The organism is Niallia oryzisoli (genome assembly GCF_036670025.1).
GTDB lineage: Bacteria > Bacillota > Bacilli > Bacillales > Cytobacillaceae > Bacillus_BD > Bacillus_BD oryzisoli.
The window spans coordinates 2173178-2189489 of sequence record NZ_CP137640.1 but is presented as its reverse complement, the minus strand read 5'-3'; the positions used below and the strand labels follow the sequence as shown (position 1 = coordinate 2189489).

Genomic DNA, 16312 nt, shown 5'->3' with positions numbered 1-16312 from the left:
CATGTTTTTTAGTGAATTTCAATAAATGAAAGTGAAGGTGATAGGATGAAGTTTGAAATTGAAAGGAATGAATTGTTTCAAAATTCACAGGAAAATAAGATGACATTTGAACAAGCGTTCGAAAGGATTATTAAATTTATGAATTTAGACAGAAATGGCAATTTTCGATTAATGATTGGCACTGACTCCCAAGTACATGATAAATATACAAGGTTTATTACAGGGATTGTCATTCTAAATGAGGGTAAAGGTGCATGGGCTTGTATTCGAAAGATTGTGATTCCAAAAAGAATGAAAATGCTGCATGAAAGAATCTCAAAGGAAACCTCATTGACCGAAGAAATTGTTTCAATGTTTACCGAAGAAAGAAAAAATAAAATGATCGATATCGTTCTTCCGAATATATATAGAGGTGCTTCTTTTACGATGGAAGGTCACCTTGATATCGGAGCAGGAAATCGGAATAAGACAAGAATATTTGTAGCAGAAATGGTTGAAAGGATCGAATCGATGGGAATCGAACCTAAGATTAAACCGAATTCCTTTGTTGCTTCATGCTATGCAAATCGATTTACAAAATAATCACATTTTATGTCCTGATTACCAAGAATTCTCTTTTACCCGCTTCCCCAATTTGCGGGGAACTAATTTGCAGGACAAGCCATCCCTCTTACTTTATCTTTTTTTATCTACACATCCGCCAAAACATTACCCTCCCTCTTAAAAAGAATAAAAGGATTCGTTTCGGATATCCTAACAAAGACTGCTAAAATTCCGCAAAATATTTGTGATTTTATGAACGTAAAGGAGTTACTTCCGTGTATAAAAAACAAGAATGTAAATTAATTTGGCTGAGTTTTATTGTCGCTTTTATTATGGGATTGTCTATTTTAGGTCGTATTTTTTCAGGATAAGGAGATTTGAAATATGGTTAATGAAAAGGCTGTGTTTTACAGCCGTGTTTTAACAGAATTAACATTATCTTTTCATATCATTTATGCAACCATAGGTGTTGGCATTCCACTGATGATTATGATTGCACAATGGATTGGGATCAAAAAAAACGATCCTCACTACATCCTTTTAGCAAGGAGATGGGCCCGTGGATTCGTGATAACGGTTGCTGTCGGCGTTGTTACAGGTACTGCCATCGGGTTGCAGCTGTCATTATTGTGGCCAAGATTTATGGAACTTGCAGGTCACATCATTGCTCTCCCCTTGTTTATGGAGACCTTCGCCTTTTTCTTCGAAGCTATTTTTTTAGGTATTTATTTGTATACTTGGGATCGATTTGAAAATCAGAAAAAACACCTAATGCTTTTGATTCCTGTTGCTGTCGGTGCTTCTTTCTCTGCTGTATTCATTACCATTGTGAATGGTCTCATGAATGCGCCACAGGGGTTTGATATTCAAGACGGACAGCTTGTGAATATTAGACCATTATTGGCCATGTTTAATCCGGCCGTCCCGACTAAAGTGTCACATGTTCTTGTTTCTGCCTATATGACTTGCGCATTTGTGCTTGCCTCCATTGCTGCTTTTCGGCTGCTCAGGGGCTCGCAGCATGTTTATCATAAAAAAGCTCTTTTTCTCACGATGAAGCTTGGCTTGATCTTTTCAATTGCCACAGCCGTGATTGGTGATTTTTCGGGTAAATTCCTGGCAGAATATCAGCCTGAAAAATTAGCTGCTGCTGAATGGCATTTAGAAACGGAAGGTAATGCCCCGCTTATTTTATATGGAATTCTTGATCAGGAGGAAGTTAAATATGCTATCAAGATTCCTTACGCTCTTAGTATATTAGCTCATAGCAGTCCAACAGCAGAAGTAATTGGGCTTGACCAATTTCCTAAGGATGAAATACCACCGCTCTATATTCATTATTTATTTGATTCAATGGTCACAATCGGCATGATCACGGTTTTAATTGGCCTTATTTATTGGATTGGGACAATAAAAAACTGGAAATTGATTCAGACTAAATGGTTCAAATGGCTTATTTTTCTGACTGGTCCACTTTCAATCCTTGCTATTGAAGCTGGCTGGTGGCTTGATGAAGTTGGAAGGCAGCCTTGGATTTTAAGGGGTATCATGAAAACAACAGCTGCAGCAACAACAAGCGGTCAAGTTGATTTAATGCTGCTTTTATTTTCCGGATTATATATCGTTTTAGGTATAGGCAGCATTGTCGTCCTGATAAGAATGTTTCGTAAAAATACGATTGAACAAGAGTTGGCTGATCAAGGTATTGAGAAAGCTGGTGATTATGTATGACACTTGAAATAATCGGTATCTCCGTATTATGGATTTTTCTCTTCGGCTATGTCATGGTCGCTTCGATCGATTTTGGCGCTGGTTTTTTTAATGCTTTCAGTACGTTTAGAGGGAAAGAACATATTTTAACGAGAATTATCAACCGCTATTTATCCCCTGTGTGGGAAGTAACGAATGTATTTTTAGTCTTTTTCTTTGTTGGAATCGTCGGCTTTTTTCCAAAAACAGCCTACTACTATGGTACAACGCTGCTCGTTCCAGTCAGCATTGCGATCGTTCTGTTAGCCATACGCGGTGCATATTATGCATTTACCACGTATGGAAAACTCCGCCACAAGCGATATGTATACCTTTATGGATTAACCGGTTTATTTATCCCCGCCTCCCTTTCGATTGTATTGACCATTTCAGAAGGCGGCTTTATCAGCATGGAAGATGCAGGGCCTGTCCTGGATTATGGCGCCCTTTTTTTTAGTCCGCTGACATGGAGTATTGTGCTGTTAAGTTTAACGGCGGTTTTATATATTTCTGCTGTATTCCTGACATGGTATGCCCATAAAGCTAAAGATGAAGCAGCAACCAGTTTAATGAGACTGTACGCGTTGATTACGGCTATACCAATGATCCTGACAGCTTCTGGGATTATTGTCGAAATGCGGTCGCACAATTTTGAACACTATGAAAGATTAATGAATTTATGGTGGATGTTTGGTCTATCATTTGTTTTATTTGTCGGAACGTTTTATTTATTATGGAAAAAGAAGTCATATGGGACTGCACTAGGATTATTAATCTGTCAATTCCTTCTGGCCTTTTTTGCCTATGGGATATCCCATTATCCGTACTTACTTTATCCATTTCTAACACTTTATGATGGCTTTACCAATGCAGCAATGGCTACTGCATTAATTATTGCCTTTATTGCAGGCTTATGTCTTTTAATTCCGTCCTTGTATCTTCTGCTTAATCTCTTTTTATTTAATAAGGAATATGTAGAAGGAAAACGAAATGATTATGCGTGAGGTGGAAAGCTATGGATATGTTTCTCATATTTTATGCACCAGTAATTGTGGTAATCGCTTCGATTGTTGTTTCTTTTTGGAGTGCCTTACATGATGAAACCGTTACGAGTAAATAATATAATATAGAAGGAATTTGTTTATCTGGCACCAGATCATCAAATTGGTGCCAGTAATGGAGTTTGAAGAAAGACCACAGCTAATAGTAAAGCAGGGACAAAATCACATCACCGCATCATTTTTCTAACAACTTTAACGCCTCTTTATCGGCAATAATGGTAACGTGCTTGTGCAATTTTAGGGCTGATGCCGGAAACGCTTCGTCAATTTGCCTTTCACCAGTCTTTCAATCACTTTTGCTTTTAATCTACCCGAGGCAAGGAGGAGAATCTCTTTGCTTTCTAATATAGAGGCGATTCCCATCGTAATGGCATGGGTCGGAACATCATCAAATGACTTAAAAAATTTTGCATTTGCCTTTCTTGTACTTTCCGTAAGTCTAACAACTTGGGTTCGGCTATTAACTGAACTTCCCGGTTCATTAAAGCCAATATGACCGTTATGTCCGATTCCGAGAATCTGTAAATCAATCCCCCCTAACCGATTAATCAGCAGATCATAACGGTCACATTCCTTGGCTAAATCTTGGGCATTTCCATAAGGAAGATGTGTTTGTGTTTCTCGGATATCAATATGATCGAATAATTGAGTCTTCATGTAAAAATGATAACTGTTCGGATCTGTTTGGTTTATGCCGATGTGCTCATCCAGATTAATCGTTGAAACCTGTTGAAAGGATATTTCGTGCCTGAGATAATTTTTTATTAGTTTAGCATACAGCCCTTTAGGGGTGCTGCCTGTGGCAAGTCCCAATGTTATGTTTGGTTTGGACTCTATTTTTTTCGAGATGTACTCCGAAGCCTGTACACTCATTTCAACATAATTTTCAGCTTTCATAATGTTCATCGTGCGCTGTCCCCTTTTTTTGTTCTCCCCTTTTCATCCATTTCGATCCGTTTTTTAATATGTTAATAATAATAGTTTCTATTTAAAGTATTTTTAGTATACTTAAGTTCGTTTGGACAATTGGATTAAATATTAATAACAAATCGTATAGCAATCCTTTTTTTAAATAGATATCAATGGCAATACTATTGTCATAAAGGAGGGATTTTTTCGTGACTGAAAACTTTTATGATCCAAAACACATGACAGGTATGCCGGATCAAAATCCAATCAGAGACCGTTTGAAAGGCAGACCCACAGCGGATTTTAGCGGCGCAACAAGAAGACGCTTAGCTCTAATGTACAGAGGACGGGAGAACAAGTAAACATTCAGCAATAAATATAAGGATGAATACTATCCTCATTCTTGGTCAAACTAGAATTTGGAAAAAATATATGTAAATGAGGGATGAATGAATGAAGGAAATTTTACAGCAAGTGAAAGAGCAGCTAGAAAAAGCATATGATCATCCAGGGGCGATTGATTTAGACCACTGTATTCAACAGCTTCAGTCTGCCTTAGACCAATATGGGGATAAGGGTACGATGATTGAGAATGCTATTACCGCTTTAACGCAGGCTAAAAATTCAATGATTGCACTGGAAAACGCCGGTGATGTATCCTCTTCTGCTGCTTTTGGTCAAGCATTTAATGCGTTGGAGCACGCGATTGAATCCTATAATTAACGTTAATTTCGATATATGTTAGAGGAACCCTAAATATCTAGGGTTCCTTTTATTTGGGTGAACTTCTAAAAATTGGTCCCTTTGTTTTATAAGTGATTAGTTCATGCTATTAAAGAACATGTTTTATATAGTAGGAAGGTGCATAACTGATGGCACGAGCCAATTCACAACTAATTTTGCAGACTGGAAATCTCATCTTAGGATTTATGGTTTGGGTTATTTTATCATCACTCATTTCTTTCATAAAAGCGGATATTGATATTACTCCAAGTGAAACGGCCATGATAACAGCAGTTCCGGTTATTTTAGGATCCATTTTAAGGGTTCCAATTGGCTATTGGACGAACCGCTATGGAGCAAGGTGGGTATTTTTATCAGTCTTTTGTTTTTAATCCTGCCGGTGTTTTATATCAGTGTTGCAGATTCTGTTATGGATTTAATCATTGGAGGTTTAGCATTGGGCCTTAGCGGTGCCATACTTTCTGTCGGTGTAATGGCCCTGCCTAAATATTACCCGAAAGAAAAGCAAGGGTTTGTGAATGGGATCTACGTTGCCGGGAATATTGGGACAGCGATTACTACTTTTTCAGCTCCCGTTTTGGCCAATACATTTGGTTGGCGAAGATCCATTCAATTATATATCATTTTACTTTTGGTATTTGCGGCCCTTACGTTTCCTTTTGGTGATCGAAAAGAAAATCGAGTGAAGGTAGCCCTCTCCGAGCAAATTAGAGAGGTTTATAATAACTATAAGCTTTGGTTTCTCTGTCTTTTTTATTTTATTACCTTCGGATCATTTGTCGCGTTTACCGTTTTTTTACCGTCATTTCTTGTCAATCAATTTCAATTATCAAGTGTAGATGCTGGCATGCGTACAGCCGGATTTATCGTTGTGGCTACGATCATGCGTCCAATTGGAGGATTTCTGGCAGATAAAATTAATTCCTATATCATCTTAATCATTGTCTTTAGCGGCATCACTTTTGGTGGTTTTATTCTGTCATTTAAACCTTCTTAACTATTTATACCATTGGCTGTATATTGATTGCCTTTTGTGCTGGAATTGGGAATGGTACGGTTTTTAAACTTGTTCCTTTATATTTTTCTAAGCAGTCTGGAATTGTTAACGGCATTGTGGCGGCAATGGGAGGTCTTGGTGGCTTCTTCCCTCTTTTGATTCTAACAACCTTGTTTGATTTAACTGGTCATTATGCGATTGGATTTATGGCCCTTTCAGAATTTTCTCTAGCCTGTCTTGTGATTGTTATCGGCCTTTATTATCAAGATAAACTAACGGTATCGGACCGTACAATTGAAGGAACGATTGAAGGAATCATGGTAACAGATTGAGCTGGTAAAATCCAAAGGGTCAATCCTGCTTTTATCGCTATTACGGGACTAAAGGTGTGGGCTAATTTTTTGAAAATATTCCAATCTGTTCGGCTTTCCCATGGCGGTGTAAAAGCCGGATTAAATGGATGTATAAACGGATGTGTATCAGATGAACAGATTTCATACTTTTCATACCATGTTGCAGCTGGAATGATATCTGCATACATACCTGTTCCGGACATACGGAAATTCAAATCAATTAAAAGATCGAGCTTCCCTTCATCAGGAATCGGAATACTCTCATCTACTTCTGTACAGCCAAGATCTTTATAAGGCTCAGCCAATAAACCATTATGTGTTCCAAGCATGTACTTTAGAAAATATTCATGTCCTTTTGCTGAACTGCTGATTAGATTGGCTCTCCATACGAAAATGGTCCGAGGGAAATTCACAGGATTACTTGGTTCCTCAACAGAAAACTTTAAGGAGCCATTTTTTATCTGATTAACTACATAGTTTATGGCCTCATCATTATTTTGGGCATTTGCCTGATCATACAGTTTTAATGAATTAGCATTAAACTGTGGATAGGCAGCCACCTAGCCAAGTCTTACGGCTAATGCATTATAGTCTGCCATATTGTTCAAGCGCGGCTTCTCATAAAGTGGTGAAATATGCTCAGCTGGGCGCTGATCATCGTAGCTCCACTGCTCCGTTACAAAATAAAAGAAAGAGGTTGCATTTTGAAGCCGCGGCGGTCCGCCCCAATCCCTGGCCATGGCAATCGTCTGCCAGCCTTCAAGCGGGCGCACCTTCTCCTGACCGACATAATGGGCCCAGCCTCCTCCGTTTACCCCTTCACAGCCTGTAAGGAGAACCATATTTAGAATGGCACGACTAATCGCTATCAGAATGATACCAATGGTTGATCCCGGCCCCCATAATAATCATCGATCTTCCACCTGAATCAATCGCATTTTGGGCAAATTCGCGGGCAATTTGTGCACAAACTTTCCTGTCAATTCCACTGATGGTTTCCTGCCAGGCTGGGGTATGCGGTTTTGGATCATCATAATCCAGGGGATAATCACTAGGTAAATTTCCGCGTTTCACACCGGTCTGTGCCATCAGGACATCAAATACAGTCGTTACATAAATGGTTTCACCATTATGTTCAAGTTTTTTAATCGGTACCCCGCGCTTTAAAATTTCATTGGTCTCAGTACCAAAATAAGGTACTTGTAAAATACCTGTTTCATCTTCCATTCCGAGCATGGTTAGAGCTGGGTCCAATCCCTGTAAGCTGTTATCAGAATCTTTCATTTCAAGATTCCATTGGCCTTTATTTTCCCAGCGATGGCTGATACTGCCATTAGGAGCAGCTAGCTACCCTGATTGTTTATCATAAACGTTCGTCTTCCAATCCTTGTACTCAAGCTCCATTCCAATGTCACTTGCACGTAAAAACCGGGCGGCAGTATAATGCACTCCGTCTTTCTTTAAGGTAATCAAGTATGGCAGGTCTGTGTACTGCTTAACATATTCCTCAAAAAACGGTGTTTGCTGGTCAACATAAAATTCTTTCAATATGACATGGGTCATCCCCATTGCCAGCGCTCCATCCATTTCAGCTTGTACCGGTAGCCATTGATCAGCGAATTTAACATATTCCGCATAATCAGGAGCGATGCAGACAACCTTCGTTCCTTTGTAGCGAACCTCTGTAAGGAAATGTGCATCAGGTGTCCTGGTTTGTGGTACGTTTGATCCCCAAACAAGTAAATAAGATGAGTTATACCAGTCAGATGTCTCTGGTACGTCGGTCTGTTCACCCCAAACCTATGGTAATGATGGTGGCAAATCTGCATACCAATCATAGAAGCTGAGCATCGTTCCGCCGAGTAAATTAATGAAACGGGATCCGCTTGCATGACTGACCATCGACATGGCTGGAATCGGTGAAAAACCGGCAATTCGGTCTGGTCCATATTCCTGAAGGGTATTGATTAATTTGGCGCAGATCAGCTCATACACTTCATCCCAATTTGAACGGACAAATCCGCCTTTTCCTCTAGCTCTTTTATATTCTTTACGTTTCTCCTGATCCTCCATAATCGATTTCCAAGGCTTGAACGGGATCATTTATTTTATTTCGTACTTCTTTCCAGATTCGCATCAAATCCCCTCTGACATATGGGTATCTGACACGAAGAGGACTGTATGTATACCAAGAGAATGTTGCCCCGCGCTGACAGCCCCGCGGTTCATATTCCGGCATATCAGGGCCTGTTGTAGGGTAATCGGTTTGCTGGGTTTCCCATGTGATAATGCCATCCTACACATGGATTTTCCAGCTGCATGAACCGGTACAGTTTACCCCATGCGTAGAGCGAACAATTTTATCGTGCTGCCACCGATTTCGGTAGTATTTTTCTGTTTCCCGACTTGCTCCCTGAAGAACACTGTGTTCTGTTAAATCCTGCGTTTTGCCAAAGTACGTCAGCTTCTTCAGTAACTGCGAGAATTTTTTTACGCATCTTTTTACTTCCCTCATGGTAGAATTTCCCTATCCTTGCATATCTTTCACAGTTTTTGATTTATTATGTAAAAATACTGAGAAATATTGACACAATTTCTATTTCCTATATTTTTGAATAAAAAAAGCACCCTTATATAAGGAAGCCTTTTATAAATAGAATAGATTATTTTTTGGTAATAGGTGTTACAACATATTCTAATGCTTCATTTACTAAAAATCTTTTTATGTTTTGTATCGTTAGGATTCCAATTCTTTCAATAGACTCATAGGTTGATCCACCAATATGGGAAGTAGCCACAACATTAGGCAGCAAGGTTAATTCATTTTTGGGCGGTTCTAAAGCGAATACATCCAATGCTGCACCTTTTATCTTTTGTTGTTTCAAGGCTTGAATCAGATCTTCTTCATTAATCAGCCCGCCACGGGAAATATTGATGATAAAAGCGGTTGGTTTCATTAGGTCTAACAGCCCTTTATTCACCATTTTACGATTCTGATCGGTCAGTGAAGTACAAATAATAATGTAATCGCAGGCTGCAAAAAGCTCCTCTTTCTCTACAAACGTCACATTCCATTTTTGGGCGGCATCCAAATCCTTGTAATGTCCAAAAGCAAGGATTTCCATATCGAAGCCAACTGCTCGTTTCGCAATAGCTTTTCCGATCGAGCCAAAACCGACAATTCCAAGCTGTTTTCCATAGATTTCATGACCAACGGAAAGTTCCCAATGATGGGATTTGATTTCCTGATCTTTCTGCGGGATGTTTCGTGATGCAGCCAGCATCAGTCCAAAAGCATGATCGGCAACAGATTCTGCATTAAGTCCTGGTGCATTTGTGACGGGAATGCCCTTTTGATATGCATATTCGACATCGATATTATCATAGCCCGCTCCAAACTTGATGATATACTTTAATTGAGGTGCTGCATCAATTACTTCACGGTCTATTTTCACTATGGCAACGACAATGATGGCTACATCCCTAACTTCCTTTAATAGCTCCTCTTTGCTGATTCCATTGTCAGTACATAATACCTTTACTTGTTCTGCTATAGCTTTTGCCTCTTCAATCAGCTTTGGATAGGCATTCATAAAGGGATCACGAATCATAAATAATATTTTCATAGACTCTCCCATTTCCTTTCATTCTTCTCTTCTAAATAAACCAAGAAGTAATATCCTTATTGCAAAGATACTACTTCTTATAAAACCGTTTATTTACTTGCTCTTTTTTGCCTTTTTACTTCTCTCTATGACCTTTGTATCAAGCAAGGTCCATTTTCCATTTTCGAATATCCACTTCGATTCCACAAATGCTATGCCGTCTGCATGGTATGCCCCGCTTATTTGCTGAACTCCTTTTAATCCAAATAATTTATCCTTTACTATGGATGGCTTTAATGAACTGTATGGATCAACCATCAGCTCTCTAGGCTCATTTAATTTCCCGCTAACATAAAGGCCTAATCGATCATAATCCTTTTTCCGGCTGATTAAATTAAAATTGTACGTTTGACCGGTATTATCAATCGTCATGATCGCTTTATAACCATCCTGGAACCCGCTTGTAATCATCAGCGGATCAGGGACACCAATATCCGTTAATGTAAAGTCTTTTAAGGTATATAAAAAGTGATTGGCAATTCCACCACTGCTGCCGGTTGGAATGGCAATATACATATCTTGTATTCCATCATGGTTAAGATCAACAAACTTTAATTCTGGATCAAAGCCACTGTCCAATTCCGCTTTGTAGTTTTTTCCATTTGAACCCGTGATTTCCAAATTGATTTCCTTCAAAAAAGAACTTCCTTCTTCATACGGTATTCCGTTTATTTCAATGGAATCTGGCTTCCCATCACCTGAAACATCCATTTCTTCTTTCAATAAATTCATTGGTTTATCGACAGAACTAGTTCCAACCGGGGCTTGTTCTTTTTCCCCCTCAACAGCATACGCACCAGTTATGGCATTCAATGACAAAAAGAACAATGCTAATAAAACCAATCCGAATTCTTTTTTCATCTATTGGTCCTCCTTCGCGATGGATTCTATTAGCTATTGTGTCCAAAACTGGTAAAAAGATGTAGAAAACCCTCCTGCAATTTTACAGGAGGGTTCTCAGGAATAAATATTTATTTTATTGCTCTTCAGGTGCTGTTTCTTCCTTGTGCTCAAGTTTCCAAATATTTATTGCCTTTCCTTCTTTCTCTACGTCAAATAAGAAGGAACCATTTGAATAACGGTCATTGAAACGAAGAGTTGACGTATTCGTTTGCTCAATGCTTCCTTTTTCTGTTTCAATCAGAATGATGTCTTGCTCGTTGACAAACACAAAACCAATTACATAATGTGGATTTGTTTTAAGCTCTCGTAAAATAACCACGCCACGTTTTGCTCGTGAAGTTAATTCAAACTCACTCAATTTCATTTTTTTAACGGAACCACGCTGAGTCACAATGACAACGGCAGGCTGTTCTTCACTGGACTTTATTTTCCCGCCGGTAACATAATCACCGTCTTTTAAATTAATCCCTTTGACACCTGCTGCACGGACACCAATTGGGCTAACTTCCTCTTCATTAAACCATAGTGCATAACCATAATAGGTCGTTAAGAAAAGCTCTTTTATACCATCCGTTACATGCACATCGATGACCTCATCGTCACCTTTTAAATTAATTGCTACGAGTGACTTAGAACGGCGCTGGGCATGATATTGCTTTAACTCTGTTTTCTTAACCATTCCATTTTTCGTAACAAATAACAGATAGTCTTCTGATTCAAAATCCTTTACCGGAATAGCCGCAATAATGAACTCATCCCGTTCAATCGGAATAATATTAGCAACATGCTGGCCAACATCCTTCCAGCGAATATCTGGAAGCTCATGTACAGGACAGAATAGGTAATTCCCTTTGTTTGTGAATAGTAATAACACATTTGTCGTATTCATATCGAGCTGGGCGATAAGCCTGTCTGAATCCTTCATGCCAAAATCCTGCCCATTTGATGCAGCATATGAACGCTGACTTGTTCGCTTCACATAACCTTCTTTTGTAACGGTTACGATCACATCTTCACTGGCAATCAGCACTTCAAGATTAATTTTAATTTCTTCAATTTCTGCTTCGATTTTCGTTCTTCTAGGATCGATAAATCGTTTTTGGACATCCTTTAATTCTTTTTTAATAACAGACAAGAGCTTTCTCTCGCTGCTAAGAATAGCTGTTAATTCCTCAATTTGCTTAGCTAATTCTTCAGCTTCTGCTCTTAATGCAGTAATATCTGTGTTCGTTAAACGATAGAGTTGTAGAGAAACAATTGCTTCAGCCTGAGGCTCACTGAATTGAAATTTTTCCATCAAATTATTCTTGGCATCACGTTTATCCTTTGATGCCCGGATGGTAGCAATCACTTCATCTAAAATAGATAGGGCCTTCATTAAACCTTCTACAATATGGGAACGGTCTCTTGCTTTTAAGAGATCATATTCTGAACGTCTTGTTACAATCTCTTTACGGTGGCCTATATATGCATCAAGCATTTCGCGGAGGCCCATTAATTTTGGCCGCTTATTATGAATGGCAACCATATTGAAATTGTAGGTGATCTGTAAATCACTATTTTTAAACAGATAATTTAATACGCCTTCCCCATCCGCTTCTTTTTTCAGTTCAATCACAATTCGCAGGCCTGTTCGATCGGTTTCATCACGGACCTCTGCAATTCCCTCAACCTTTCGATCTAGACGAAACTCATCAATTCTCTTAACTAAATTTGCCTTGTTCACTTCATAAGGAATCTCGGTAATGACAATCTGCTGCTTACCGCCGCGAATCGTTTCAAACTCTGTTTTACCACGGACAATGACCTTCCCTTTTCCTGTTTCATAGGCTTTTTTAATTCCATCAATACCTTGAATAATTCCACCTGTTGGAAAATCGGGACCTTTTACAAATTCCATTAATTCATCTACTGAACAAGCAGGCTTATCCATGCGATAAATGACCGCATCAATGACTTCACCAAGGTGATGAGGAGGTATTTCTGTTGCATAACCGGCAGAAATACCTGTTGACCCATTTACAAGCAGATTCGGAAATGCTGCCGGTAATACAGTTGGTTCATTTGATGTGTCATCAAAGTTTGGCACTAAATCAACGGTTCTTTTATCGATATCACGTAAAAGCTCAGAAGAAATGGCTGACAGCCTTGCTTCTGTATAACGCATCGCAGCCGGCGGGTCACCGTCAACACTTCCGTTATTTCCATGCATTTCAATCAGTACATTTCGAACCTTCCAATCCTGGCTCATCCGAACCATTGCATCATATACAGATGAATCACCATGCGGGTGATAGTTACCAATAACATTTCCGACAGTTTTGGCTGATTTCCGGAAGTTTTTTTCATGTGTATTTCCTTCGACATGCATAGCATAAAGAATACGACGCTGAACAGGTTTCAATCCATCACGTGCATCAGGTAGTGCGCGATCTTGAATGATATATTTACTATATCGGCCGAAGCGATCACCAATTACCTCTTCTAATGGCAAATCATGAAATTTTTCTACTGAACTCACGAGGGATCAACCTCCTCTAAAACCGAGATGTTCTCATTTTCAAGTATGCTGCCGTCTTCTTCCAAACCAAACGCTACATTGGATTCAATCCATTTACGCCGCGGTTCAACTTTATCACCCATCAGCGTTGTCACTCTCCGCTCTGCACGGGCCAAATCGTCTATCCGAACGCGGATTAATGTTCTCGTCTCTGGATTCATTGTTGTATCCCACAGCTGATCGGCATTCATTTCCCCAAGCCCTTTATAACGCTGTAAGATATACCCTTTTCCGACCTTTTTGATGGTATCTTGAAGGTCATCATCACTCCAGGCATATTCAATGACTTCTTTCTTTCCGGCACCCTTACTTACTTTATAGAGCGGCGGTAAAGCGATATATACCTTACCAGCCTCAATTAAAGGTTTCATATAACGGTAAAAGAAAGTTAATAGCAGTACCTGAATATGTGCACCGTCTGTATCGGCATCGGTCATAATAATCACTTTATCGTAGTTCACATCTTCAATTTGAAAGTCTGCCCCGACACCGGCACCAATCGTATGAATAATGGTATTAATTTCTTCATTTTTGAAGATATCGGAAAGCTTTGCTTTTTCCGTGTTAATGACTTTTCCACGTAATGGCAATATAGCCTGGAACCGTCGGTCACGGCCTTGTTTTGCCGATCCTCCTGCAGAATCTCCCTCAACTAGATACAATTCATTTTTTTGTGGATTTCTAGATTGGGCAGGAGTCAATTTTCCAGAAAGCAGCGCTTCTGAGCGTTTCCGTTTCTTTCCGCTTCGTGCTTCTTCACGCGCTTTACGTGCAGCTTCACGTGCTTGAAATGCTTTAACTGATTTTTTGACTAATAATGTACTAATATCAGGGTTTTCTTCGAGAAAATAAGTCAGATTCTCGGAAATAACTGCATCTACAGCAGAACGGGCTTCACTGGTTCCAAGCTTTCCCTTTGTCTGTCCTTCAAATTGAAGCATTTCCTCTGGAATACGGACAGAAATGATCGCTGATAATCCTTCTCTTATATCGGAGCCGTCTAAATTCTTATCTTTTTCTTTTAATAGATTTACTTTCCGAGCATAGTCATTAACAGAGCGGGTTAATGCAGTCCGTAAACCAACTTCGTGTGTACCTCCATCTTTTGTCCGGACATTATTAACAAATGACAGAACATTTTCGGAGTATCCATCATTAAATTGGAAGGCAAAATCGACTTCAATTCCGTTTTGCTCACCTTCAAAACTAATTACTGGATGCAGTACATCTTTTTCCTCATTCAAATATTGGACAAATGCTTCCAGTCCATTTTCATAATGAAATACATCATGGAAATCGTTGCGTTCATCAATAACTTCTATTTTTACACCTTTTAATAGAAAAGCTGATTCTCGAAGGCGTTCGCAGAGTGTTTCATAATTATAGGTGGTGGTTGAAAAGATCAATGGATCTGGTTTGAAGTGGATAGTCGTACCCGTTTGATTGGTTTTTCCCATTTTCTCTAATGTTGTAACAGGCTTTCCCCCATTTTCAAAACGCTGTTCATAAATAAAACCATCACGCTTTATTTTCACAACGAGCCATTCTGATAGAGCATTTACCACGGATGCTCCCACACCGTGTAAACCGCCGCTCGTCTTATATCCTCCTTGACCAAACTTACCGCCTGCATGGAGAATGGTTAAAATGACTTCAGGCGTAGGTTTGCCAATTTTATGCATACCAGTCGGCATTCCCCGTCCTTTATCTTGGACACTGATCGAATTATCCTTGTGTATTTTGACAATAATATGATCACCATATCCGGCTAACACTTCATCTACTGAATTATCTACAATTTCATATACTAGATGATGCAGCCCTCTGGAATCCGTGCTTCCTATGTACATTCCCGGACGTTTACGGACAGCCTCAAGCCCTTCTAGGACTTGAATGGCATCATCATTATAGTCAAATGCCGCTTGATTTCTTGCCACGAACATTCCCCTTTCATTTCAATTCAAAGACCGATTAACGTGTGATATATAATTACTTTATATACGTTTGTTGATCTCAGACGTTTGTTTTAATGGTATTCTCTTTTAAAATGGATTTTCCTCTTCTAATCAAGAAAAGATTATTATTCATCATTCTAGGATATTACTTTTACATATACCATATCATGTAAAAAAATGCATACTTATTCCAAATAACCTCTTAAATCAATGGTAAATGACCCATAAAGAACAAACGTTCCTTTCATTATCATAACATATCTAAACATAGAGTCTACGTATTATTGTATCGATTTATTTTAATTTGGCAAATTAGATTTTTAAACAAGAGGGGAAAATGACTGCGAAAAATCCTTTGCAAGATATTGATATTAAAGGGGTTTACGAAGGAAGAGAAAAACTTCAAAAATAAAAAAGCATACACCGAAATGCTAACTGGTATATGCTTTTTAGTAATATCATTTAGTCATTGCATGCTCGACTTTTATACAGCGGTCCATCACTACTGTATAGCCTTTTTCTTTTAAAAACTGATAGGCTTCCTCATTTTCAAGACCCAGCTGAGCCCAAAAAACATCTGCATCAATTTCATCAAATTCTCTTGCCACTTCAGGTAAATGCTCTGAACGGCGAAATACATTGACGATATCCACATGTCCCTCGATCTCTTTTAAGCTTTTAACAGATTGAACCCCAAGGATCTCAACCCCTTTTGGGTTTACTGGAATAATTTCATATCCAGCATCCTGCATCGCTTTCGAAACCATATAGGACGTACGTTCTGGGTTGTCACTTAATCCTACTACTGCAATACGCTTTGCTTTTTTCAAAATTTCACGGATTTCATCTCTTGTTGGATTTTCAATTGCCATT

11 protein-coding genes and 3 pseudogenes are annotated in these 16312 nt (G+C 39.0%); 7 read left to right on the top strand and 7 right to left on the bottom strand.

Annotated features, from left to right (window positions below; genetic code table 11):
* Nucleotides 1–45 precede the first annotated feature (45 nt).
* The 4 genes from R4Z09_RS11025 (at nt 46) to cydS (ending at nt 3412) form a co-directional block, all read left to right on the top strand.
* The gene (locus R4Z09_RS11025) at nt 46–582 is read left to right on the top strand and encodes a ribonuclease H-like YkuK family protein (RefSeq protein WP_338452360.1); all 537 of its coding nucleotides are present in this window, start codon (nt 46–48) and stop codon (nt 580–582) included.
* Between the two features lie 345 nt (nt 583–927).
* Complete coding sequence (locus tag R4Z09_RS11020) at nt 928–2274, top strand: cytochrome ubiquinol oxidase subunit I (RefSeq protein ID WP_338452359.1); 1347 nt, start codon at nt 928–930, stop codon at nt 2272–2274.
* On the top strand, nt 2271–3296 hold the full coding sequence (locus R4Z09_RS11015) for a cytochrome d ubiquinol oxidase subunit II (protein ID WP_338452358.1): 1026 nt from the start codon (nt 2271–2273) through the stop codon (nt 3294–3296). The genes R4Z09_RS11020 and R4Z09_RS11015 overlap by 4 nt, the downstream gene beginning before the upstream one ends.
* Before the next feature lie 11 nt (nt 3297–3307).
* Nucleotides 3308–3412, top strand: coding sequence for a cytochrome bd oxidase small subunit CydS (cydS, locus tag R4Z09_RS31030; protein ID WP_422392260.1), 105 nt, complete (start codon nt 3308–3310; stop codon nt 3410–3412).
* A 116-nt stretch (nt 3413–3528) separates the two neighbouring features.
* Here the strand turns inward: cydS and nagB are convergent.
* Nucleotides 3529–4259, bottom strand: a pseudogene (gene nagB, locus R4Z09_RS11010) (glucosamine-6-phosphate deaminase).
* Between the two features lie 212 nt (nt 4260–4471).
* On the opposite strand from nagB, the gene R4Z09_RS11005 reads away from it, so the two are divergent.
* The 3 genes and pseudogenes from R4Z09_RS11005 to R4Z09_RS10995 all read left to right on the top strand — a co-directional run bounded on the left by R4Z09_RS11005 (nt 4472) and on the right by R4Z09_RS10995 (nt 6335).
* Nucleotides 4472–4624: a hypothetical protein gene (locus R4Z09_RS11005; RefSeq protein ID WP_338452357.1), complete on the top strand. Its 153-nt coding sequence runs from the start codon at nt 4472–4474 to the stop codon at nt 4622–4624.
* Between the two features lie 91 nt (nt 4625–4715).
* A complete protein-coding gene (locus tag R4Z09_RS11000; protein WP_338452356.1) occupies nt 4716–4985 on the top strand; it encodes a hypothetical protein in 270 nt (89 codons plus the stop codon).
* 149 nt (nt 4986–5134) lie between these two features.
* Nucleotides 5135–6335 (top strand): annotated as a pseudogene (locus R4Z09_RS10995) (nitrate/nitrite transporter).
* Nucleotides 6336–6442: 107 nt separating this feature from the next.
* Here R4Z09_RS10995 and R4Z09_RS10990 read toward each other — a convergent pair.
* From R4Z09_RS10990 to R4Z09_RS10965, 6 genes and pseudogenes are all read right to left on the bottom strand, one after another.
* A pseudogene (locus R4Z09_RS10990) lies at nt 6443–8871 on the bottom strand (nitrate reductase subunit alpha); the annotation flags it as partial.
* A gap of 148 nt (nt 8872–9019) precedes the next feature.
* Nucleotides 9020–9982, bottom strand: coding sequence for a phosphoglycerate dehydrogenase (locus R4Z09_RS10985; RefSeq protein ID WP_338452355.1), 963 nt, complete (start codon nt 9980–9982; stop codon nt 9020–9022).
* Nucleotides 9983–10075: 93 nt separating this feature from the next.
* Nucleotides 10076–10882 carry a hypothetical protein gene (locus R4Z09_RS10980; RefSeq protein ID WP_338452354.1) on the bottom strand — a complete coding sequence of 269 codons (807 nt, stop codon included), beginning with the start codon at nt 10880–10882 and terminating at the stop codon, nt 10076–10078.
* Nucleotides 10883–10997: 115 nt separating this feature from the next.
* Entirely contained in the window at nt 10998–13445 is a 2448-nt protein-coding gene (gene parC / locus R4Z09_RS10975; protein ID WP_338452353.1) for a DNA topoisomerase IV subunit A, read from the bottom strand.
* Nucleotides 13442–15421: a DNA topoisomerase IV subunit B gene (gene parE, locus R4Z09_RS10970; RefSeq protein WP_338452352.1), complete on the bottom strand. Its 1980-nt coding sequence runs from the start codon at nt 15419–15421 to the stop codon at nt 13442–13444. The genes parC and parE overlap by 4 nt, the downstream gene beginning before the upstream one ends.
* A gap of 476 nt (nt 15422–15897) precedes the next feature.
* A complete protein-coding gene (locus tag R4Z09_RS10965; RefSeq protein ID WP_338452351.1) occupies nt 15898–16311 on the bottom strand; it encodes a CoA-binding protein in 414 nt (137 codons plus the stop codon).
* Between the last annotated feature and the right edge of the window lies 1 nt (nt 16312).

What these genes read in the sequence shown, in the direction of transcription:
- R4Z09_RS11015 (WP_338452358.1), top strand. Translation starts at nt 2,271, where the DNA reads ATGACACTTGAAATAATCGGTATCTCCGTATTATGGATTTTTCTCTTC.
- cydS (WP_422392260.1), top strand. Translation starts at nt 3,308, where the DNA reads ATGGATATGTTTCTCATATTTTATGCACCAGTAATTGTGGTAATCGCT.
- R4Z09_RS11025 (WP_338452360.1), top strand. Translation starts at nt 46, where the DNA reads ATGAAGTTTGAAATTGAAAGGAATGAATTGTTTCAAAATTCACAGGAA.
- R4Z09_RS11020 (WP_338452359.1), top strand. Translation starts at nt 928, where the DNA reads ATGGTTAATGAAAAGGCTGTGTTTTACAGCCGTGTTTTAACAGAATTA.
- R4Z09_RS10985 (WP_338452355.1), bottom strand. Translation starts at nt 9,982, where the DNA reads ATGAAAATATTATTTATGATTCGTGATCCCTTTATGAATGCCTATCCA.
- R4Z09_RS11000 (WP_338452356.1), top strand. Translation starts at nt 4,716, where the DNA reads ATGAAGGAAATTTTACAGCAAGTGAAAGAGCAGCTAGAAAAAGCATAT.
- R4Z09_RS10980 (WP_338452354.1), bottom strand. Translation starts at nt 10,882, where the DNA reads ATGAAAAAAGAATTCGGATTGGTTTTATTAGCATTGTTCTTTTTGTCA.
- R4Z09_RS10965 (WP_338452351.1), bottom strand. Translation starts at nt 16,311, where the DNA reads ATGGCAATTGAAAATCCAACAAGAGATGAAATCCGTGAAATTTTGAAA.